The 20687-nt window shown below is 58.9% G+C and carries 15 protein-coding genes; 10 read left to right on the top strand and 5 right to left on the bottom strand.

All coding sequences use genetic code 11. From position 1 onward, the window contains the following. The first annotated feature begins 14 nt into the window (after positions 1-14). The 5 genes from gpmI (at position 15) to Absy_RS01880 (ending at position 6253) form a co-directional block, all read left to right on the top strand. Entirely contained in the window at positions 15-1553 is a 1539-nt protein-coding gene (gene gpmI / locus Absy_RS01900; RefSeq protein ID WP_048853072.1) for a 2,3-bisphosphoglycerate-independent phosphoglycerate mutase, read from the top strand. Continuing rightward, positions 1554-2993 (top strand): murein hydrolase activator EnvC family protein, encoded by a 1440-nt coding sequence (locus tag Absy_RS01895; RefSeq protein WP_052945679.1) that lies wholly within the window; start codon positions 1554-1556, stop codon positions 2991-2993. A gap of 181 nt (positions 2994-3174) precedes the next feature. Beyond that, positions 3175-4623 (top strand): S41 family peptidase, encoded by a 1449-nt coding sequence (locus tag Absy_RS01890; protein WP_048853015.1) that lies wholly within the window; start codon positions 3175-3177, stop codon positions 4621-4623. Between the two features lie 26 nt (positions 4624-4649). Continuing rightward, a complete protein-coding gene (locus tag Absy_RS01885) occupies positions 4650-5747 on the top strand; it encodes a divergent polysaccharide deacetylase family protein (protein WP_048853014.1) in 1098 nt (365 codons plus the stop codon). Further along, a complete protein-coding gene (locus Absy_RS01880) occupies positions 5747-6253 on the top strand; it encodes an RNA pyrophosphohydrolase (protein ID WP_048853013.1) in 507 nt (168 codons plus the stop codon). The genes Absy_RS01885 and Absy_RS01880 overlap by 1 nt, the downstream gene beginning before the upstream one ends. A 110-nt stretch (positions 6254-6363) precedes the next feature. Here the strand turns inward: Absy_RS01880 and Absy_RS01875 are convergent, their stop codons facing one another. From Absy_RS01875 to Absy_RS01855, 5 genes are all read right to left on the bottom strand, one after another. Continuing rightward, positions 6364-7941, bottom strand: coding sequence for a DHA2 family efflux MFS transporter permease subunit (locus tag Absy_RS01875; RefSeq protein WP_048853012.1), 1578 nt, complete (start codon positions 7939-7941; stop codon positions 6364-6366). Next, on the bottom strand, positions 7938-9131 hold the full coding sequence (locus tag Absy_RS01870) for an HlyD family secretion protein (RefSeq protein WP_048853011.1): 1194 nt from the start codon (positions 9129-9131) through the stop codon (positions 7938-7940). Before Absy_RS01870 ends, Absy_RS01875 begins: the two co-directional genes overlap by 4 nt. Positions 9132-9297: 166 nt before the next feature. Continuing rightward, positions 9298-11082 carry an ABC transporter ATP-binding protein gene (locus tag Absy_RS01865; protein WP_048853070.1) on the bottom strand — a complete coding sequence of 595 codons (1785 nt, stop codon included), beginning with the start codon at positions 11080-11082 and terminating at the stop codon, positions 9298-9300. Positions 11083-11129: 47 nt separating this feature from the next. Beyond that, positions 11130-12269: a CCA tRNA nucleotidyltransferase gene (locus Absy_RS01860; RefSeq protein ID WP_084596803.1), complete on the bottom strand. Its 1140-nt coding sequence runs from the start codon at positions 12267-12269 to the stop codon at positions 11130-11132. 82 nt (positions 12270-12351) lie between these two features. Beyond that, positions 12352-12849 carry a DUF1285 domain-containing protein gene (locus Absy_RS01855; protein WP_048853068.1) on the bottom strand — a complete coding sequence of 166 codons (498 nt, stop codon included), beginning with the start codon at positions 12847-12849 and terminating at the stop codon, positions 12352-12354. Positions 12850-13040: 191 nt separating this feature from the next. Between Absy_RS01855 and Absy_RS01850 the strand changes: the two genes are divergently transcribed. The 5 genes from Absy_RS01850 (at position 13041) to Absy_RS01830 (ending at position 20650) form a co-directional block, all read left to right on the top strand. Further along, the gene (locus tag Absy_RS01850; protein WP_048853010.1) at positions 13041-14060 is read left to right on the top strand and encodes an AAA family ATPase; all 1020 of its coding nucleotides are present in this window, start codon (positions 13041-13043) and stop codon (positions 14058-14060) included. A gap of 4 nt (positions 14061-14064) precedes the next feature. Beyond that, positions 14065-15063 (top strand): DUF58 domain-containing protein, encoded by a 999-nt coding sequence (locus Absy_RS01845; RefSeq protein WP_048853009.1) that lies wholly within the window; start codon positions 14065-14067, stop codon positions 15061-15063. Further along, positions 15060-17828 (top strand): DUF4159 domain-containing protein, encoded by a 2769-nt coding sequence (locus Absy_RS01840; protein ID WP_048853008.1) that lies wholly within the window; start codon positions 15060-15062, stop codon positions 17826-17828. The genes Absy_RS01845 and Absy_RS01840 overlap by 4 nt, the downstream gene beginning before the upstream one ends. Further along, positions 17825-19984, top strand: coding sequence for a hypothetical protein (locus Absy_RS01835; RefSeq protein ID WP_048853007.1), 2160 nt, complete (start codon positions 17825-17827; stop codon positions 19982-19984). Before Absy_RS01840 ends, Absy_RS01835 begins: the two co-directional genes overlap by 4 nt. Positions 19985-20053: 69 nt before the next feature. Then, positions 20054-20650 carry an ankyrin repeat domain-containing protein gene (locus Absy_RS01830; protein ID WP_371263674.1) on the top strand — a complete coding sequence of 199 codons (597 nt, stop codon included), beginning with the start codon at positions 20054-20056 and terminating at the stop codon, positions 20648-20650. Positions 20651-20687 lie beyond the last annotated feature (37 nt).

Raw genomic sequence — 20687 nt, 5'->3', positions numbered from 1 at the left:
AGAGGCCCAACTCCATGACATCCACCCGCCCCCCACAAAAGCGCACTGCCATGCTTGTCATTCTGGACGGGTTTGGCTGGCGCGAAGACTCGTCGGACAATGCGGTGCATCTGGCAAGAACACCCAACTTTGACCGACTCTGGCAGAACAACCCCCACAGTTTCCTCCGCACCAGCGGGGAAGATGTGGGCCTGCCGGAAGGGCAGATGGGCAATTCGGAAGTTGGGCATCTGAACATTGGTGCCGGGCGCGTGGTCATGCAGGAGCTGCCCCGCATTTTTACCGCCATTGCGGATGGCAGCTTGGCCCGCAACACGGCCCTGACCGATTTTATTGCAACGCTCAAAAAAAACGGCGGAACGTGCCACCTTATGGGGCTGATCTCGACCGGGGGTGTACATTCCCATCAGGACCACGCAGCAGCACTTGCCCGGATTGTTAGCGATGCTGGTGTTCCTGTTTCACTCCATCTTTTTACCGATGGACGAGATACCGCTCCCCGGTCTGCGCAAACCTACCTGCAACAGCTCCGTGCCACCCTGCCCTCCACGGTACAGCTTGCCACCATCTCTGGCCGTTATTACGCCATGGACCGCGACAAACGCTGGGACCGGATGGAAAAAGCCTATAACGCCATGGTCAGTGCTATTGGCCCCCAGGCCCAAACGCCTGAAGAGGTTGTAAGCCACGCCTACGCGCAGGATATCTCGGACGAATTCATTCTTCCCACCGTGCTCCCCGGCTACACGGGCATGAAGGATGGAGATGGCATTCTGTCCTTTAACTTCCGTGCGGACCGTATTCGCCAGCTTATGGATGCGCTGCTGGTACCCGGCTTTGACGGGTTTGCCCGTAGCAAGGTTGTGCAGTTTTCCGCCGCTCTTGCCATGACCCATTATAGCGACGCGCTGGCAGACTATACGACCGTCCTGTTCCCGCCCGAAGAACTGACCAATCTGCTGGGCGAGGTTATTGCGCAAGCTGGCCTGCGCCAGCTCCGTATGGCGGAAACCGAAAAATACCCACACGTCACCTACTTCATGAATGGTGGGCGGGAAAAACTGTTTGAAGGGGAAGACCGTATTCTGGTGCCCTCCCCCAAAGTAGCGACCTATGACCTCCAGCCCGAAATGTCCGCACCGGAACTGACCGACAAGGCCGTTGCCGCTATTAAAAGCGGGGAATACGACCTGATTGTTCTGAATTTTGCCAACCCGGACATGGTCGGCCATACCGGCGTGCTGGCAGCCGCCATTAAGGCCGTAGAAACGGTAGATACCGGTCTGGGCCGCATTGCTCAGGCGCTGGAAGAGCAGCATGGCGTGCTGCTTGTAACAGCAGACCATGGCAACTGCGAAACCATGAAAGACCCACAGACTGGCGGCCCACACACCGCCCATACGCTTAATCTGGTCCCTTTTATTGTCGCCGGTGCCACTACAGACAAGCTGCATGATGGGGGTAAGCTGGCTGATCTTGCTCCAACCCTGCTTGATGTTTTGAACCTGCCCAAACCAGCCGAAATGACAGGCTCTTCCCTGCTTGCGCACTAAATGACCTTCCCCCGGCCACCCCGTTACACCACAAGCCAAACCGCTGCTGGTACAACGCTGGTCGGGGCTATGCTGTTACTGGCATCTGCCCTGCCGCCCCATTCTGCTGCATGGGGGGCCGAACACAAAACCACCTCCTTACACAGCAAAAACCACACGGCAGGGACATCTCCCCACAAGCGGCGCCATGCCAAAACGTCAGGTGCTCAAACCCAGCCCCTCTCCCCCAGCCAGAGCCGGGGAACAGGGAGTGCCGTGCAGCAGGCGCAGGCCGCGGTGGAAGCCGCACGCGCCCAGCACATGGCCATGGAAAAGGAAAAAGCCCAGCAGGCCGCAACCATTGAGGCATCCCGCGTTAAAAACGAGGCGGCTCAGGCTGCTGCCATACAGGCCAAAAATCAGGCGTTAGCCCTCTCCGCAGCCACAGTCGCCGCAACCAGTCAGCTGCATGATACAGAGCAGCAGATATCTGACCTGAGCGAGCGTATTGGTACAATCAGGCAGGAACAAACAACGCTTCAGGCCACGCTGCGTGACAATGCCCGTGCGCTTACCCCCATTCTTCCACTCGCAGAACGTCTCTCCCTTTACCCATCGGACACACTTCTGGCGGCTCCCGTGCCACAAGGAGATGCCGTAACAGGCTTTTTGGTCCTGCGGGGGTTATCACGGCAGATGGAAGTGCAGGCACAGGCCATGCGGGCCCAGCAGACCCGGCTGAGCGCGGTGGATGCAGACCTTTCCGCACAATATGCGGCATTGGCCAGGCTCAAACAGAACCAGAGCCAGCAGCGCGATACCGTGCGCCAGCAGGCCGCGCAGGCGCGCCTTGCCCAACAGCAGGCCAACCGGGCTGCGCTGGGCACGGCCCAGCAACTACAGGCCGCCACACAGCGCGCATCCAGCCTGCAAGATGCCATTGCCCGGTTGGACGCGCTGGAAGACAAGGCGCGGAATGCCCTCCAGCAGGAAATTGCCGCCGCCGAACGCGCTCATCAGGCAGAACGCATACGTGCCGCCCGCCAGCAGGAAGCCAGCCTGAACAAAAGCGAAGGCCCCGGACTGGCCGAGCACAGTACCTCCAGCGGTACGCAACCTGTTGCGGGCAAGCTGATTAGTGGATGGGGTGTTGCCAGCGATTCCGGCCCCACCACAGGTATGACCTACCGGACCCCACCCGGGGCCAGCGTGCGGGCACCCTGCTCTGGCAGTGTGGATTTTGCCGGTGCTTTCCGCAGTTATGGACAGATGGTGATTGTAAACTGCGGGCGGCACTATCGTTTTGTTCTTGCTGGACTTTCGGAACTCAGTGTGGATACCGCACAGAGTTTGACAAAAGGCGCTCCACTGGGACACATGAGTTCAACAGGTGGTTCCGCCACACTTTTCATTCAGTTACGCAATGGGCAACAAACCATAAACCCCGCACCATTCCTGTAATGAGTGAGGCGGGTTGCACGCTCTGGCTGTTTCCCTCCGTTGCGGAACACGCTAGTCTTGCGCAATATGCCGTATGCGCCAGCACGGCTTTGCGCGTTCCGGCACACGCTGGTACGTGCATGTGAAAAGACAGGAAGAACAAGCGCACGGCCCCAAGCCCTGCGACAGGAGACAAGATCGCATGAAGTTCCGCACAGGTCTGATGCTCGGCGCCGCAGCCATGACCGGCCTTGCCCTGACTTTTCATCCCGGACACAATAATGGTGTGGGGTTTGTGGCCACTCCAGCTCTGGCGGAAAATGCTGCCCCGGATGCCTCCCCCACGAGCAACCATGCCGAAACCTACCGCCTGCTAACCCTGTTTGGCACGGTACTGGATCTGGTTCGGGCAGACTATGTTGAGCCTGTTTCCGACCGGGATCTGATTACCAACGCCCTGAACGGAATGCTCAGCGGTCTGGACCCCCATAGCTCATACATGACCCAAAAGCAGTATGATGACATGATGGTCCAGATGAAAGGCGAATTTGGCGGCCTTGGACTGGAGTTGCAACAGCAGGATGGACACATCCGCGTTGTCTCCCCCATTGATGGCACGCCGGGTTTTCGCGCCGGGATCAAGCCGGGCGATTACATTATTGCCGTGGATGGCCATACAATAGATGGCACCCCGCTTGATGAAGCGGTCAAAAAAATGCGTGGCAAGGCCAATACCAAAATTACCCTCACCCTTGTGCGCGAAAAAACACCCAAGCCCATTACGGTCACCCTCACGCGGGAGATCATCCATATCGATGTCGTCAAATCCGCCCTGTACGACCGGATTGGCTATCTGCGGATTGCGCAGTTTAACGAAACCACGGAAAAAGAACTGCTTAAAGGCTACAACAGCCTTAAGCAGCAGGCCGGTGGCAAACTGGGGGGGCTGGTGCTTGACCTGCGCAACGACCCCGGTGGGCTACTTGATCAGGCTGTGGAGGTTTCCTCCAGCTTTATCCGCACGGGCGAGATTGTTTCCACCCGTGCGCGCCACCCCAAGGACAGCCAGCGCTGGGATGCCCACGGGACAGATATTACAGATGGCCTGCCAATGGTGGTGCTGATCAATGGTGGCTCCGCCTCCGCATCGGAAATCGTGTCTGGCGCATTGCAAGACCACCACCGTGCGGTGCTGATTGGCACACGCACGTTTGGCAAAGGGTCCGTGCAGTCCATTATTCCCATTCCGGGCAATGGTGCAGTCCGCCTGACCACCGCACGCTACTACACACCATCGGGCCGTTCCATTCAGGCCCTTGGGATTACGCCCGATATTGTAGTCAAGGAAACGCGGGAAGATCCTGCCTTCAGCCTGCGCGAAGCTGATCTGGAGCATATTCTTAAAAATCAGGGTGGGAACCAGACCAAGGCGCAGCCGCGCACGGACCTGCCTGCCATTGCCAAAATTATTCCTGATCAGCCTCCCGCCAACTGGCCGGAGTTTGAATATAACAAGCCCAATACCGACTTCCAGCTCCAGGAAGGGTTGCGGGTTGTCCGCTCCATGGCGGGCCTGCCTGCGCCTGACCCCACGGCTACGCTGCCGCCGGTCAAACCCGCCGCCAAAACAGATTGTCCGGCGCATAACTAACGCATAGCAGGTAAAAGGCAGTGGTCATGCATACTCCCTCCCTTTGGCAGCAGCTTCCGGCCAATGGCCGGTTGTTCATCCGCTTCTGGGGGGGCTGCCTTACGGTAACCGCGGCAATCGCTCTGACCTTGCAGGTTATGGGGCCACCCCACCTGATTGCCGGGGGGGATGATATTGATGCCGTAGCGACAAACGGCAACAAATCCGTTGCTGCTGCGGGGCATCTGGTCAACATTCCCCCACCCCAAGCCAGCCTTTTGGAAAAAAGCAACGGACCGGGTGGTTTCCCGCTTCCCATTCGCGGCCAGCATGGTGCGCTTGCCCGGCAGGTCTATGCAGCGCCAGCGGTAGACGTGCCGCCCGGTTCCCCCATGGTGGCACTGCTCATAGACGGGCTTGGTCAATCCGAAGACCTGACCAAAGAGGCCATATCTTCCCTGCCCGGGCAGATCTCCCTTGCTGTGTCTCCGTATGTGACCAACCCCGATGCACTGATGGAAGCCGCGCGCCAGCACCAGCATGAACTGCTCCTGTCCCTGCCTATGCAAGGTGGGGGAGACAAAGCGGCATCAACCGATAGCGAAGGCCCAAAAGCCTTGGGAGCGCAGCTTTCCGCCCAGCAGAATATGGATAATCTGAACTGGTCTCTCTCCCATCTCGCTGGGTATGTTGGGGTTACCAATGCTTTTGATGGGCAGAATGGAGGAGATTTTTCCTCCGCAGCAGGCTTCAAACCCATTCTGAGCGCTCTGGACCAACGCGGTCTGCTGTACCTGAATGCAACACCTGGTGCACAGATTGCAAACAGCGCTGCCGTTGGTTCGGCTGATGTTGCAATCAACACAGATGAAGACATCGTTAATATCGATATCCAGCTTCTCAAGCTCCAGCAGCTTGCGCGCCAGAATGGCCGTGCCATTGGGGTGCTGGGTCCACTCCGTCCGGTTGCGTTGGCCTGCCTGCGTGCATGGCTCCCCCACCTTAAAGACGTGGGCATAACACTGGTGCCAGTTAGCCAGATTATTCTGCCACCCGATCCATCCACCCTGCCTGCACCAGCCAGCAACGGTCAGATGCACGTTAATGTTTCCAACTCCATGTTGAACATGGGGGCTCGCCACTAATGCCAGTTGACCTTTCCACCCTGCCTTACCGCCCTAATGTGGGTGCCCTGATTTTTAATACTCACGGGCAGGTTCTCATTGCCCGTCGCACGGACATGCCAGGAGCCGGTGGCCCCTTAACGGAAGGGACATGGCAATGCCCACAGGGCGGCATTGATGAGGGAGAAGACCCCCATACAGCCGTACTCCGTGAGGTGGGGGAAGAAATTGGCACGGACCACGTTGCCATTCTGGCAGAATACCCTCAGTGGATTCAATACGACCTGCCCAGTGCGCTCATTGGCCATGCCCTTGGCGGGCGTTACCGTGGCCAAACGCAAAAATGGTTTGCCCTGCGCTTTACCGGCGCAGACACAGACATACGGCTTGACCGGCATTTACCTGCCGAATTTGATGCGTGGATGTGGGTTGATCTTGCATCTTTGCCGCATTGTTCTGTTGGTTTTAAAAAACCAATCTATGAACAGCTGGTCAAGGAATTCACCCGATTTGCCATACCGATCTGAACTGCAAAATCAGTACCGATCATGTAAAACTGCTGAACTACACAACAGAACGGCGGTGGGGAGCACATCCCACCGCCGTTTTTTTTGACCATAATCCATACGCTCTTTATTTAATGAGCACCTTTGGACTTGCCGTCCCCACGAATGGGCGAAAGCAGGAAACACAAGGGCACGCACAAAAATGCACCAATACCCAAAATCATAAAAACCTCATTGTAAGACAACATGGCCACCTGACGGGAAAATTCCTTGAACAGGGTATGCTGCGCCACGGAATCTGCCAGTGCCTCGGGTGCGCCGCGTGCTGTTGCAACCTGCCTTACCTGATCCTGATAGGCGTTAAAAGGCTGATGGAATGGTGTCATCCAGTGCACCATATAGGCTTGGTGGGCCTGTTTACGCTCGGTCAGCAGCGCCGTTGCACCAGAAATAGCCAAAGACCCCAGAACGTTACGGGCCATACTGAACAGGGCTGAAGCATCCGGATTCAACCGTTCGGGGATGGTGGAATAGGCTATGGTGGAAAGAGGCACAAACAGGAAGGCCAGACAGGCGGTCTGGCTCATGCGGTAGAGCATAAGATGCCGGAAATCCAGCAAAGGCAGCAACTGAGCAGAGTAAAACAGCGCCAGCCCCATAAGCGCAAACCCTATGGCAATCACATTGCGCACGCTGGTCAGCGTCATAAGCTTACCCACAACGGGGATCAGCACAATAACCGCTATACCACCGGGGGAAAGCAGCAGGCCGGAAAGCGTTGCCGTATACCCCATAACCTGCTGGGCAAACTGCGGCACCACAATGGCCGAAGCATACAGCAAAGCCCCCATAGCCCCCATAAGGGCCGTACCAACCGCAAAGTTACGATCCTTGAAAACCCGCAAATCCACTGCGGGCCTGTCCGTATGGAGCAGCCAGAACACAGCGCCTGTCAGGCCCAGAAAAGCCAGCACACCCATAATGCGGATAAAGGTGGAACCAAACCAGTCTGCATCCTCCCCACGATCAACCATGACCTCAAGGCAGCTAAAGCCAAGGGTAATCAGGCTAATGCCGATAACATCCACCGGGGCCTTCTGCTTTTGTGCCCACGGTGGGTCTTCCACAACAGCCATAACACCTACGGTGGTTAAAAACCCGAACGGCACGTTAATGAAAAATATCCACCGCCATGAGAAATTATCGGTAATCCACCCCCCCAAAGTTGGGCCAATAACCGGCCCAACCACAGCGGCGATGGCGGTCAACCCAAAGGCGGCGGCACGTTTGGCGGGAGGAAAGCTGTCCAGAATAATTGATTGCTGATTGGGCTGGAGCCCACCACCAAAAAAACCCTGCATTAACCGAAAAACAACCAGTTCGCCCAAACTGGTCGCCATACCGCACAAAAAGGACGATACGGTGAACATGGTAATACAGATCAGAAAATAGCGTTTGCGGCCAAAGACTTTTCCCAACCAGCCAGAAATGGTGAGCACAATGCCGTTTGCCACCAGATAGGCTGTCAGGGTCCAGGTCGAATCATCATACGTGCTGGAAAGACTGCCAGCGATATGCGGCAGGGATACGTTAACAATTGTGGTATCCAGAATTTCCATGAACGCAGCCATGGTCACCACAAAAGCCACGGTCCATGGATTGTACTTTGGCTTCCACCCTGCTGGCGCAGCGCCAGCCTGTGTGCTCATGGAGCCGCCTGCCCGCCGTTATCCACGCCACCACGCGGCGGCGCATCGGAATGGCCCTGCGTATCCACATGAACAGTCGGTTCAACAGACAGGCCAAGAGCGAGTGGCTGGTCGGGGTTCAGCCCTTCATCAATCAGGATCTTAACAGGAACGCGCTGGACGATCTTGACGTAGTTGCCCGTCGCATTCTCGGGCGGGAAGGCGCTGAATGTTGCTCCCGTGCCTTTTTGCAACGAATCAATATGCCCGTGCAGTTTAAGGCTTGGGTATGCATCCACCCGGATATCCACCTTCTGGCCGGGGCGCATTCTGGTTATCTGCGTTTCCTTGTAGTTGGCAACAACCCAGACCTCTGGCTCAACAATGGCGAACAGGCTCTGGCCCTGGCGCACATAGTTACCCTGCTCAATATTACGCTGCGAAATCCAACCATCGTGCGGTGCGCGGATAACCGTCCATTCCACATTCAGTGCGGCGGAAACCAGACCGGCCTGTGCCGCCTTGACCTGCGCTTCCTGCTGCGAAATCTGTACGGCGGCATTTTCAATATTCGGCTGGACGGGCTGCGCCATCTGCACCGCCCCTTCGGATGCCATGACCCGTGCCTTGGCTGCCTCCAGTGCTGCCTTGGCGTAATCTATATCCTGCTGCGATGTTGCTGCACGCTCCACACCATGCTGGCGGCGATAATCTGTTTCCGCCTTGAACAGCTGGGCCTTGGCATCCGCCAGTTGCCCCTGTGCCTGCAACAGCTTACCGGGGAATTCCAGCAAAGCCACGCGGTGCATCATATCGCTCGCCTGCGCGGCAGCCTGCGCATTCGCCAACTGGGCAGCAGCCTTATCCCTTTCTGCCTCCCAGTCCCGGGGGTCTATGCGGGCCAGAACCTGCCCTTTGCGAACAAACTGGTTATCATTGACCAGCAGTTCGGTCACATACCCCCCTACATGCGGCGCTATGGTAATGGAGCGGCCCGCAGTAAAGGCATCGTCCGTTTCCACCTCGTTACGGGTCATAAACCAGTACACGCCACCAACAATGACAAGACAGCCGATTACACCTGTTAGAATAACCTTGCCCCGACCGCTTTTTTTGGTCTGTGGCGGCGCAGCCTGTTCCGGCTTTTGGGGAGTGTTTTGTGCCTCCGTGCCGGATGATGAAAAAGACTGCTCGTTATGGTCGTCGGCCATTCTGTTCCTTGCCCTCTCAAACTCATCCTGCGCGGCATTTTTTCGGCCAGCTCCGCTGACCGACCAGTTCGGTCAGTATGTGGCACGTTCATACCCCTGCATCAAGCGCCACATGCGACCTGTGCCTATAATTTCCCTTCAGGGGTACAAAACCGCGTCTATCAGGCTAGCGCTCCAGCCCCTGCGTTCTTACCAGACGGGCATACAACCCGTTCTGACTCATCAACCCATCATGCGTGCCACATTCCACGGCACGTCCATCCTTCATCACCACAACCATATCCGCCGAGCGAACGGTGGACAGGCGATGGGCCACAACAAGAGTCGTGCGGCCCCGCCTTAACGTTGCCAGCGCATCCTGCACCTGTGCCTCGTTCTCACTATCCAGAGCACTTGTGGCCTCATCCAGCAGCAGCAATCGGGGATTGCGCAATAAAGCGCGGGCCAAAGCAACACGTTGCCGCTGCCCTCCGGACAGGCGCTGCCCCCCCGGCCCCACAACCGTATTGTACCCATCTGGTAAAGCCAGAATAAACCGCTCGGCCGCAGCTGCACGGGCTGCCTGCTCCACCTCTGCCTGCGATGCATCGGGGCGGCCGATCAAAATATTTTCCCGTACCGAGAGGTCGAACAGCAAGGGGTCCTGACTAACGTAAGCCATGCTTGCGCGCAGGCTTTCAAGCTGTGCGTCACGCAGGTCCATGCCATCGAGCAGAATACGGCCAGATGTTACGTCATGCAGGCGCGGTACAAGGGAAAGCGCTGTAGATTTGCCTGCACCAGATGGACCAACCAGCGCCACCGTACAGCCCGGCTGCGCATCAAAGCTCAAATCATTCAGGCCCACACGCCCATCGGCATAAACAAAACTGACACCTTCAAATACAAGGTGCCCTTTCCCCTGGGGCAGTGGGCGGGCCTGCGGGCTGTCGGTCACGGCTGGCGGGTCATCCACCACGGCAAAAACGCGCACAAGCCCTGCCAACCCCTCCTGCAAGGCAGCGTTCAGCGCCCCAAGGGCGCGCAGCGGGCGCGATGCCAGCAGCAGTGCCGCCACAAAGCCGGAAAAATCTCCCAGCGTTGCGCCCCCCATGGCCGCGCGCCAACCAGCAAAACCCAGAACAGCTGCAACGGCAGCCCCCCCTAGAGCTTCCAGCAATGGGTCCACCCGCGCCCGACCACGGGTAATACGCAACATGGCCTGATAAAGATGGTCAAAAGATAACGCAGCCCTTGCCCGCTCGCGCTCTTCCAGCCTGTAAACCCGGACGGTACGGGCCTGCGCAAAACTTTCGGTCAGAAAGGCAGCCGTCTCCCCCACCCGTTCCTGCATTCCACCCGAAGCACGGCGGACACGCTTGCCAAGCCGCTGAATGGGCACAGCCGCAACCGGGTACAACACAGCGGCGATCAGGCTCAGTTCCCAGTCCATATAAAACATGGAAATAATCAGCCCCAGAACTGTCACCACATCGCCCAGAGAATTAACGGCACGGATCATGGCCTCGCGGATGGAGACCGCATCCGTGGTAAAACGTGCAGCAAGCTTGGCCGGGGCTTCGCGCTCCACGTAGGCAATGTCGGTCCCGATCAGGTGGTCAAACATCTGCTCCTGCAAGCCCCGGATAACCAGCAGCACCAGCCCCTGAGTGGCAAGGGTCTGCCCATACTGGGACAACGCCTTGGCAAGGGTAATCACCACAACCAGCAATGGAACCTGATACAGAATACGGGGGTCACGTGTTGCAAACATGTCCAGCGCGCGCTGAATAACCAACGGATAAAGAGCCGTAAGCAGCGCCGTAAGCACGGTAACAGCAATAACCGCAGCAATACGCCCCGGGTACTGGCGTACCTGCGTATGCCACAGCCTTGTCAGCAAGGCTCGGGTATCGTCTGGCAGGAGTTTACTGGCGGAAAGGGATTTGGCTACATGCGGCACGGACGTCATACGCATTCTCTAACAGCCTCCCCCCCTCCCATGTAAGGGGGGATGGATCAGCTTTGTACCGCTTTTACACCCAGCTGCTGTTTTATCTGCGCACGGCAGGCCTCTGCCCCAGCACGGCAACCACCCGCCAGCCACCATTGCCGGACCTGCCCCATAATACGCCCGACTTCTGGCCCAGCGGGTACTCCCATGGCCACGACATCGCGCCCTGCAATGGGAAAAACCGGGCGTTCCAAGCCATGCAACCGCTGCCTGAGTTGTGCAAATGCCTGATTTTGAGCATCCGTGCGTATCTGTTCGGCCTGATGCAGCCATATGCGCCCTGCCAGCACATCGTACGATTCTTCAGCCAGCAGGCGGCGTAGCCCATCATCCGTCATACCCACCTCTGGAATGGGTGCAGGTTTGCTCAGTGCATCGACCACTCCCACGTCGGCGCGGGAACACTTCAGACGGCGGACAACCACGGGGGCATTGCAGCTCAGCCCGGCCAGACGCAACAGGGCGCAGGCGGGCGCTCCATATTCCAGCAGCCGCGCGCAGCGGGGCAAGGTGGTGCCTTCTGGCAGAATATGGGCCAGCACGCCGGTCTGCTCCATATAGGGCAACAGAACCGCCACATTGGGGCCAGTTAAAATCCGCCGCAGTTCCATCCATACCCGTTCGACCGACAGGCCATCCAGCAAAGCGGCACCACTGGTTATGGCCTGCATAGCCTGCTGGTCCGGCTGCCCCTGCCCATAGCGCCCGTAAAAACGGAAAAAGCGCAGAATACGCAGTGCATCCTCTTCTATGCGTCGGGCTGCATGGCCCACAAAGCGCACATGCCCTGCGGCCAGATCGGCCTGCCCTGCAAAATAATCGTACAGAATGCCCGCCTGATCGACCGACATGGCGTTTATTGTAAAGTCACGCCGCTGCGCATCCTGCTGCCAGTCCTGCGTCCACCGCACAACGGCATGTCGCCCATCAGTTTCAACATCACGCCTGAGTGTGGTGATCTCGTAAGATGCACCATCCAGCACGGCTGTTACGGTACCATGCTGCAACCCCGTAGCCACCACATGAACCCCATGTGTGCGTAAACGCTCCATCACCTCTTCGGGTGGTTCGGGGGTCGCCAGATCAATATCCGCAATGGTCCGCCCGGCCAGCAGGTCACGCACAACGCCGCCAACAAGGCGCATGGCGGGCAAAATCCGCCACAACTGTGCCAGCGCGGCCTGCTGCTGCACCTCCAGCCTGCCTATCAGCGCGTTCTGTTCCACCTTATTCAACCGCCGTGCGTGCAATGGGGAAAAAACAGCCACAGCTCCAGACCCCCATGCAAGGTACGCCCTGACATGCCCCCGGCTCAGCCAGTGCTGCCAGTTCGTACCACACTGCGCGGGACAGGCGTGCTTCCAGCGGGTAGCTTCCCTCCCCCTGCCGCACGATCAGGTAGGGGGGGCACCCTTCCGGGCAGGCTTCTGGTGGAACATCCCATAACGTCCGAATCGGATGTTCGGCATTGGCAACCACCACTTCATCCATATTGGTGCGAAAACTCAGGCGCTGCATCCGGCCAATGCCGCTCCAGTCCAGCTCCACGGCCAAAAAAGGCACATCCTCTACCTCTATAAGGCCGCTTTCAAACGGGGTGCGCAGCAGATATGCCCCCTGCTTGTCCCGCGTGAGCAGGGAACCAAACAGGCAGGACATGGCCTTCCGCTTGATTTCGGAGCCACGGTAAAGCCACACGCCATCCCGCCTGACCAGAAAAGGCAAACGCCTGTTTTCTGCCGTATCCGGGGTCTCTGTTCCGTGCTGTTCATGGCACGAAAGGGCCTGTGCGCTGCCCGGCTGTTCACCTTTCACTGACTCACCATCCTGTTAATGCGTGTCCTTGTGTTATGCACAATGATATAGGGAGCTTACCCCGCTTGATGTAAGCCCTGCATGTAATTCAGACTGGATCCATGACCACATCAGACGCACCGTTCCCGGCACAACAGCCTTCCTCCCCGCCAGAAGTACGGGAGGCAGATCGTATCTGTGAACGGCTTGCCGCCGTCCAGCAGGAAATTTCAACTGTCATTTTTGGCCAGGACCAGATTATCCGCCAGACACTGACCACCGTACTGGCAGGGGGCCATGCCCTGCTGGTAGGCGCGCCGGGTCTGGGTAAAACCTTGCTGGTTACCACCCTTGGCACAGTGCTTGGGCTCAATGCCCGCCGGGTCCAGTTTACCCCGGACCTTATGCCATCGGACATTACCGGCAGCGAAATTCTGGATGAAGATGCCGCCGGCCACCGCAGCTTCCGCTTTGTGCAGGGGCCGGTGTTCAGCCAGTTACTCATGGCGGACGAAATCAACCGCGCCAGCCCGCGTACCCAGTCCGCCCTGTTGCAGGCCATGCAGGAGCACCACGTAACAGTTGCAGGGGTCGAATACCCACTCCCCCGCCCCTTCCACGTTCTGGCCACACAGAACCCCATGGAGCAGGAAGGAACTTACCCGCTCCCCGAAGCCCAGTTGGACCGCTTTATGCTCCAGATCGGGCTGACCTTCCCCGATGCCGAGGCCGAACGGGCCATGCTGCTGGCAACAACTGGCGCACAGAGCAAACAGGTCCGGCAGGTCATGGATGCCGCAACACTCATGCAGGCGCAGGACCTTGTCCGCCGTATGCCAGTGGGCGAAAAAATACTGGACGCTATTGTGCACCTTGTTCGCTCGGCCCGCCCCCAAAGCACAACCAATCCAACGTTCCGTGACCTGATTGCATGGGGCCCCGGCCCACGAGCGGCACAAACGCTTATGCTGGCAACCCGCGCCCGCGCCCTACTGGATGGCAGGCTATCCCCCAGTCTGGAAGATGTCGCGGCTCTGGCCCGCCCCGTACTGGCCCACCGCATGGCGCTTACCTTTGCTGCCCGGGCGGAAGGCGTAACCACAGACGATCTTGTGGCCCAACTGGTCAAGACTCTGGGTTGACCCGGTGAATCCCGGCAGACTGTTACCCTCCCCCCTACGGCGCTGGTTTGTAGCCAGCCCGCGCAATGGTGCTGCGGACAAGGCCGCCAAAGGTCCAGCCCACGCAGCAGAACCCGCGGCCACGGCGGACATGGCCTGCGCGGCCCAGACGCTGGCCAGCCGTATGCCAGACCTGCTGCTCCATGCCAGCCAGATCGCCACAACGCTGGCGTCTGGCCTGCACCCACAACGCCGCACCGGGTGGGGGGATACATTCTGGCAATACCGCCCGGCCCAGCCGGGTGAGCCTGTCAACCGGATTGACTGGCGCCAGTCTGCCCGCACGACTCACGCCCATGTCCGTGAAAACGAAGCCGAGGCCGCGCAGACCATTTTATTATGGTGCGATTTTTCCGGCTCCATGCAATGGCGCTCCAGCAGCGATCTTCCCGCCAAGCTGGACCGTGCCATAGTCTTGCTGCTGAGCATGGCCGCCCTGCTGCTCCGCAATGGTGAGCGGGTTCATCTTCTTTCCCCTTCCGGGGTTGTGCCACTCCCTCCGGCATCTTCCGGGCTGGAACGGCTGGCTCTGGGGCTTTGCTCCCTGGCAGCCCATGCCAGTCATCTGGCCCCGGCGCTGCCTGCCCCGGCACTAGTTCCCCGCCATGCCCGGCTACTGCTTGCCAGCGACCTGCTCTGCCCCGAAGAGGCATTGCGCGATTGCCTGCGTCAACTGGCAGCGCAGCCCGTACGGGCCACGGTGCTCCATGTGACTGACCCGGCAGAAGCAACACTACCCTATTCCGGCCGCACCGAATTTTGTGGCCTTGAGGGGGAAGCCCCACTGGAATTACCGCACGTTCAAAGCCTGCAAGACGATTATAAAACCCTTGTCGCAGCCCGTACCCAATGGCTTGACCAGCATACTGCCCTCTCTGGCCACATTATTGCGCACCATCAGACCGATGCAGCACCGCTCCCCACTCTGCTGGCACTCCATGCCCAGATGAGCCAACGCGTATGATCTTCCAGTTCCCTGCTCTCCTCTCCGCCCTGATCTGCCTGCCTCTGGTGTGGTGGCTCCTCCGCGCCACGCCGCCGCGCCCACGCACACAGAGCTTTCCCCCCATTGCGTTTTTGCGCCGGTTAAAACCCAGACAGACCGAAGCCGCACGCTCCCCCTTATGGCTGCTGCTCCTGCGCCTGCTTGCCGCGGGTCTGCTGATCGTAGGATTTGCGCGCCCGTTTATTCCGGGTAGCCGCGAACAGGCCCGGACCGCTGGTCCGGTACTGCTGGTTATGGATGACGGCATGTTCAGCGCCGCAGACTGGACAGAGCGTCTGGCAACCGCACAAACAATTGTGGACGATGCGGAGCACAGCAAATCGGAATTGCTGTTACTGGGTACGGCCCCTCAGGCAGATGCCCCCCCAACGGCCACCTTACAACCGGCAGCAATCGTGCGGCAGATGCTGAATAGCCGCCACCCTGCCCCCTGGCCTGCCAACCGGGCACAAACTGCCAGCCAACTGCGGCAATTACCCGCCATACACTTTGCCCGTATTGTGTATCTGGCCGATGCAATAGCCCAGAGTGGTGACACTGCATTTGCACAAGCCCTGCATGAACGCGGGACCGTGCAGGAAATCCGGTTTGCCCCGCAGGCCAGCATAGCACTTGTGCCCGTTCCCCCGACTGGCAATGGCGTTATGGCACGGCTGATTGCCCTGCAAATGCCGCAGCCACGCCTTGTGCATGTTGCTGCACGCGCAACAGATGGCGGCACACTTGCCGTAATACCCGTAACCATACCCGTCAATGCGACACAGGCAGATGTTCGGGTTGATCTGCCCATAACCGTACGGAACCGGGTTGATACGCTGAGTGTTCAGGGTGTTGCGAGTGCCGCCACAACTGTGCTGCTGGATGAAAACACCCGCCTGCGTCCTGTTGGCCTACTTTCCAATGGTGGAGCGGACACACCACTGATCGGCTCCATTTTTTACCTGCGCCGTGCACTGGCCCCTCTTTCCGACCTGCATGAAGGACCATTGGATGCGTTGCTCAACCACCCGCTATCCGTCCTGATCGCCCCGGATGGTACGCTTGCCAGCGCTCAAAACCAGAAGAGTGTTCTGGATTGGGTTAAAAATGGCGGCACGCTCATTCGCTTTGCAGGCCCAGCACTCGCAGGCAGCCAGCATGATGCGGACAGCCCCGCCAGCATGGCAGAAGCAACCCCGAGCCTTCTGCCCGTCCCGCTACTGGATGGCGCACGCCAGCTTGGTGGGTCCATGACATGGGGTACACCGCAGCACCTGGCCCCATTTGACCAGACATCTCCGTTCCGTGGCTTGACTATTCCGCCCGATGTTACGGTTTCCCGTCAGGTACTGGCCAGCCCATCCGCCAATCTGGGCGCGCATGTCTGGGCACGACTGGCCGATGGCACACCGCTGGTAACCCATGCCGAGCTGGGCAAAGGTGAGGTTATTCTATTCCATGTCAGCAGTACGGCTGACTGGTCCAATCTGCCTTTATCCGGTCTGTTTGTCGCTATGCTGCAACGGTTGAGTGACCATGCCAACGGACTGAACATTCCTGCCAGCCACATGCTGCTCTCCCCCGCCATAACACTGGATGGCGAGGGCATAGCCGGGCCTCCCCCTCCCACAGCCAGAGGCATAGAGGGAGAAGCATTTGCCACAACCGCCGTCTCGCCCGAGCATCCACCGGGCCTGTATGGCCCCACAGATGGGCGTAAAGCCCTGAATGCCGCCACAGGGCTGGGCAACCTGCAACCCGCAGCAGCCGTAGGTACACTGACAAATGCCGCAGGGCAGCGGCCCGATGTACCTCTGGGGCGGTATTGCCTGCTGGGGGCCCTACTTCTGCTGCTGCTTGATGGGCTGTCCGTGGGACTGATGCGCACAGGCAAACTGCCAATCCGTAGTAGCATTCAGCACCAGAAGGGTGCCCCCCTGCTTGTGCTGCTGGCCACGCTGTTTGCCACAGTTCTGCCAGCCCATGCACAAGCACCATCCGGGGATAGTCCGGCCCCTGCCGCAGCACTGGAAACCCGGCTGGGCTATATTGTTACCGGGCATGATGATGTGGACGAGGCATCCCGCCTGGGGCTGCAAGGTCTATCCGATTTTGTAAATGCCCGGACATCTGCCGTTATGGGGCACCCGGATGCAGTTCACCCCGCTACGGATGACCTGAGCTACTACCCTTTGCTGTACTGGCCCATTACCGCAGACGCCACCACAACCCCTGCCATGACAGCAGCCCTGAACAGTTTTATGGCCCATGGTGGAATACTGCTGATTGACACTCAGGGGCAGGATGGCAGCACCGGCCCATCGGATACCGCATTTACAGCTGATGCACCGGGCACCAGCGCCGCCCTGCGCCGGGTTACGGCGGGTCTGGTTGTGCCCCCTCTGGTGGTCATGACCGACCACCACTTACTTGCGCACACATTTTACCTTCTGCACGACTTTCCGGGCCGGTATGCGGGCCAGCCCATATGGGTGGCAAAAGAAGGAGATGCAGAAAATGATGACGTAAGCCCCGTTATTATTGGCGGGGCAGATTGGGCGCACGCATGGGCCGTGGATAGTGCGGGCAATACGCCTTTTGCCGTTATTCCCGGAGGGAGCGACCAGCGTTTGCAAGCGTACCGGTTTGGACTGAACACCGTCATCTACGCCCTGACTGGCAGTTACAAGGCTGATCAGGTCCATGTTCCCATGCTGCTCAAACGGCTGGAGGACAAACCATGAGCGCCGTTTTTGCCTCCATAGGTTTTGCCCCGCTACTGCCTCTATGGCTACTGGCCATACTAGGGCTGGCAGCCTTGGTGCTATGTGGATGGAGCCTGTTCAACCGGAGTAAAGGGGCCATTTTCCGTTTGGCCGCTCTGGCCGTTGTGCTGCTCTGGCTGGCTGGGCCACAGCGTTACCATGAACAGCGGCGAACCCTCCCCCAGACCGCCCTGCTGGTGGTTGACCAGTCTCCTTCCATGGCGCTTGGCCAACGCGCTGCCATTGCACGGCAGGCGGCAGATGCTCTGGCCCACGCCAAAGTGCCGGGGCTGAACATTCGCACCGTAACCGTGCGCGGCAACGGGCATGAGGGCACCAGATTATTTGATGCACTGGAGCAGGCCGCAGCAGACATTCCGGCCGCACAGTTTGCTGGCACCATGATGATAACTGATGGCGAGATTGCCGATGTGCCATCCGTCCTACCCGACCGCCTGCACCCCACACAGGAAAATGGCAGACACACTACGCTGCCCCTGCACGTCCTGCTCACTGCCAGCGGGGAAGAAAAGGACCGTAAACTCAGTATTCTGGAAGCGCCCCCCTATGCCATTGCAGGCCAGACAGCCAAACTGCGTGTGCAGGTGGATGATATGGGACCGGGCACACACCCCGGCACACCCGCAGACCTGACTGTTCGGATCAATGGGGAAGCGCCCCGGCAAATTCAGGTACTCAGCGGCACACCACAGGACATTACGGTCCCTGTTACCCAGCCGGGCCCACTGCTTGTCAGCCTTTCCGTTTCGGCTCTGGAGGGGGAAGCATCCCAGCTCAACAACCAGACCGTGGCCCATATTACCGGTATTCGGGACCGGCTGAAGGTCCTGCTGATTTCTGGCACACCCAATCAGGGAGAGCGGGTCTGGCGTCGGCTGCTCAAGGCCGACCCCTCTGTTGACCTGATCCACTTCACCATTCTTCGTCCGCCGGAAAAAGATGATGGCACCCCCCTGTCCGATCTGGCTTTGATCGCTTTTCCCGTGCGGGAATTATTTCAGGAAAAAATCAACCAGTTTGACCTGATCATTCTGGATGGGTTTGAAAACAGGCATATTCTGCCCCACAGCTATCTGGAAAACATTGCCAGTTTTGTCCGGCGTGGCGGCGGGCTGCTCCTGACCGCAGGACCTGAATTTATTGGCCCCGGCTCCTTGCAGGATACCCCTGTGGGCGATGTGCTCCCCGCGCACGTGCCTCCTGACCAGAGCAACATGCTCATCAGCCGTTTCCGCCCGACCTTGACCGATACCGGGCGCAGGCACCCTGTTACGGCCTCCCTCCCCGGTGCGCCAAAAACTGCCACCGAAGCTGATGCCCTGAACAGTTCAAGCGCAATTCCCGGCATGTGGGGGCCATGGTACCGCGCCCTGCGCCCAGACAGCACACATGGCGAAGTTCTGATGAGCGGCCCGCAGAACAGCCCGCTGCTGGTGCTGGACCGGGTGGAACAGGGGCGCATAGCACTGCTCCTATCCGATCAGATATGGCTCTGGTCCCGCGGGGAAGATGGTGGCGGCCCGCAAGCCGAACTGCTCAGGCGCATTTCGCACTGGTTAATGAAGGAACCGGAACTGGAGGAGGAGCAGCTCTCTGCCAACATTGCTGCCAACACGCTTGAGGTCTCCCGCCGCAGCATTGGCACCCCGGCGGCAACATCCATTACGCTCACCGCCCCCTCCGGGCAGGAGCAGACCGTTGCCCTGCATACAACCGACCAGGAAGGTACGCAGGTTGCCCATATTCCCGTTACGGAATCCGGCATCTGGCGCGTCTCAGACGGAACGCACACAACCTACGCCGCCCCCGAGCAGGATAACACGCGCGAACTGGCTGATCTGCGCACTACGGCAACCCGTGTTGCCGATATGGTTAAAATGACGGGTGGAGGCATTTTCTGGCTGGGCGATGCCCCTTCAACGGCACGCATCCCCACGCCGCGCATGGCAACATCTGGCGCATTATCCGGAACTGACTGGCTGGCTTTTGCCCAACGGAATGCTCATGTGGTTACCGGCAGAACGCCCATACCACTCCTCCCTGCCCCCCTTGCCATGCTGCTCGCATTGGCCCTGCTGTTTGCCGCATGGTGGCGGGAGGGTCGGGCCGGATAATACCGGGCCGTCTTTTCCGCTCCCATGCGGTGTGATACGCTAAAGGTTACCTGTATTGATGGACAGACAATGACCCGTTTTCCACGCCTTGCTTCATCCGCTCTGCTTTTCAGCAGCCTTGCCATGTTTGTGGCGGTTCCGGCATTTGCTGATGATGCTGAAGATCAGGCTGCCGCGGCAGAAGCTTCCGAAAAAGCGGAAAGTGCAAAGGCCGCCAAACGGGCAGCACCACCTGCCAGTATTCCCGGTGCAGAAGGCGGGGATGATGAAGCAGGAGAAGGCGGCGGCCACCCCAACAAGGACGTGGAACCTACGGTCGCGCTGTTTGAAGCCATTAACCGCGGAAGTGTTTCCGCCGCGCGTGAAGCCATTAACCGTGGTGCAGACCTGAACGGACACAACATTCTGGGGCAGACCCCGCTGGATATGTCCATCGACCTGAACCGTAACCCCATTACCTTTCTGCTACTCTCCCTGCGCAATTCCAGCAGCATTCAGAGCGGTGACAGCGCAGGCACAGTCACCACCTCCAACCTGCATGTCGGTGGTGGTGGGAGCGCTGATGTGGGAGCGGACGTGGAAGAAAAAGCACATGACCCACGATATGACCGTACGGGCGGCGCGGCACAGCCATCCATTGGCTTTCTGGGCTTTGGCGGCAGCTAAGCCGCCCTTACTGCTTTTTAAAAGGGCGAAGAAAACG

The sequence above is a fragment of the Acetobacter syzygii genome (assembly GCF_000964225.1).
Taxonomy (GTDB): domain Bacteria; phylum Pseudomonadota; class Alphaproteobacteria; order Acetobacterales; family Acetobacteraceae; genus Acetobacter; species Acetobacter syzygii.
Note: the sequence above shows the minus strand (reverse complement) of the source record. Positions and strands in the feature narration are given on the sequence as shown.

Coding starts and splice junctions, on each gene's coding strand:
- gpmI (WP_048853072.1), top strand. CDS start 15: ATGACATCCACCCGCCCCCCACAAAAGCGCACTGCCATGCTTGTCATT.
- Absy_RS01895 (WP_052945679.1), top strand. CDS start 1,554: ATGACCTTCCCCCGGCCACCCCGTTACACCACAAGCCAAACCGCTGCT.
- Absy_RS01890 (WP_048853015.1), top strand. CDS start 3,175: ATGAAGTTCCGCACAGGTCTGATGCTCGGCGCCGCAGCCATGACCGGC.
- Absy_RS01885 (WP_048853014.1), top strand. CDS start 4,650: ATGCATACTCCCTCCCTTTGGCAGCAGCTTCCGGCCAATGGCCGGTTG.
- Absy_RS01880 (WP_048853013.1), top strand. CDS start 5,747: ATGCCAGTTGACCTTTCCACCCTGCCTTACCGCCCTAATGTGGGTGCC.
- Absy_RS01875 (WP_048853012.1), bottom strand. CDS start 7,941: ATGAGCACACAGGCTGGCGCTGCGCCAGCAGGGTGGAAGCCAAAGTAC.
- Absy_RS01870 (WP_048853011.1), bottom strand. CDS start 9,131: ATGGCCGACGACCATAACGAGCAGTCTTTTTCATCATCCGGCACGGAG.
- Absy_RS01865 (WP_048853070.1), bottom strand. CDS start 11,082: ATGACGTCCGTGCCGCATGTAGCCAAATCCCTTTCCGCCAGTAAACTC.
- Absy_RS01860 (WP_084596803.1), bottom strand. CDS start 12,269: ATGCGCCTTGTTGGCGGCGTTGTGCGTGACCTGCTGGCCGGGCGGACC.
- Absy_RS01850 (WP_048853010.1), top strand. CDS start 13,041: ATGACCACATCAGACGCACCGTTCCCGGCACAACAGCCTTCCTCCCCG.
- Absy_RS01840 (WP_048853008.1), top strand. CDS start 15,060: ATGATCTTCCAGTTCCCTGCTCTCCTCTCCGCCCTGATCTGCCTGCCT.
- Absy_RS01835 (WP_048853007.1), top strand. CDS start 17,825: ATGAGCGCCGTTTTTGCCTCCATAGGTTTTGCCCCGCTACTGCCTCTA.
- Absy_RS01830 (WP_371263674.1), top strand. CDS start 20,054: ATGACCCGTTTTCCACGCCTTGCTTCATCCGCTCTGCTTTTCAGCAGC.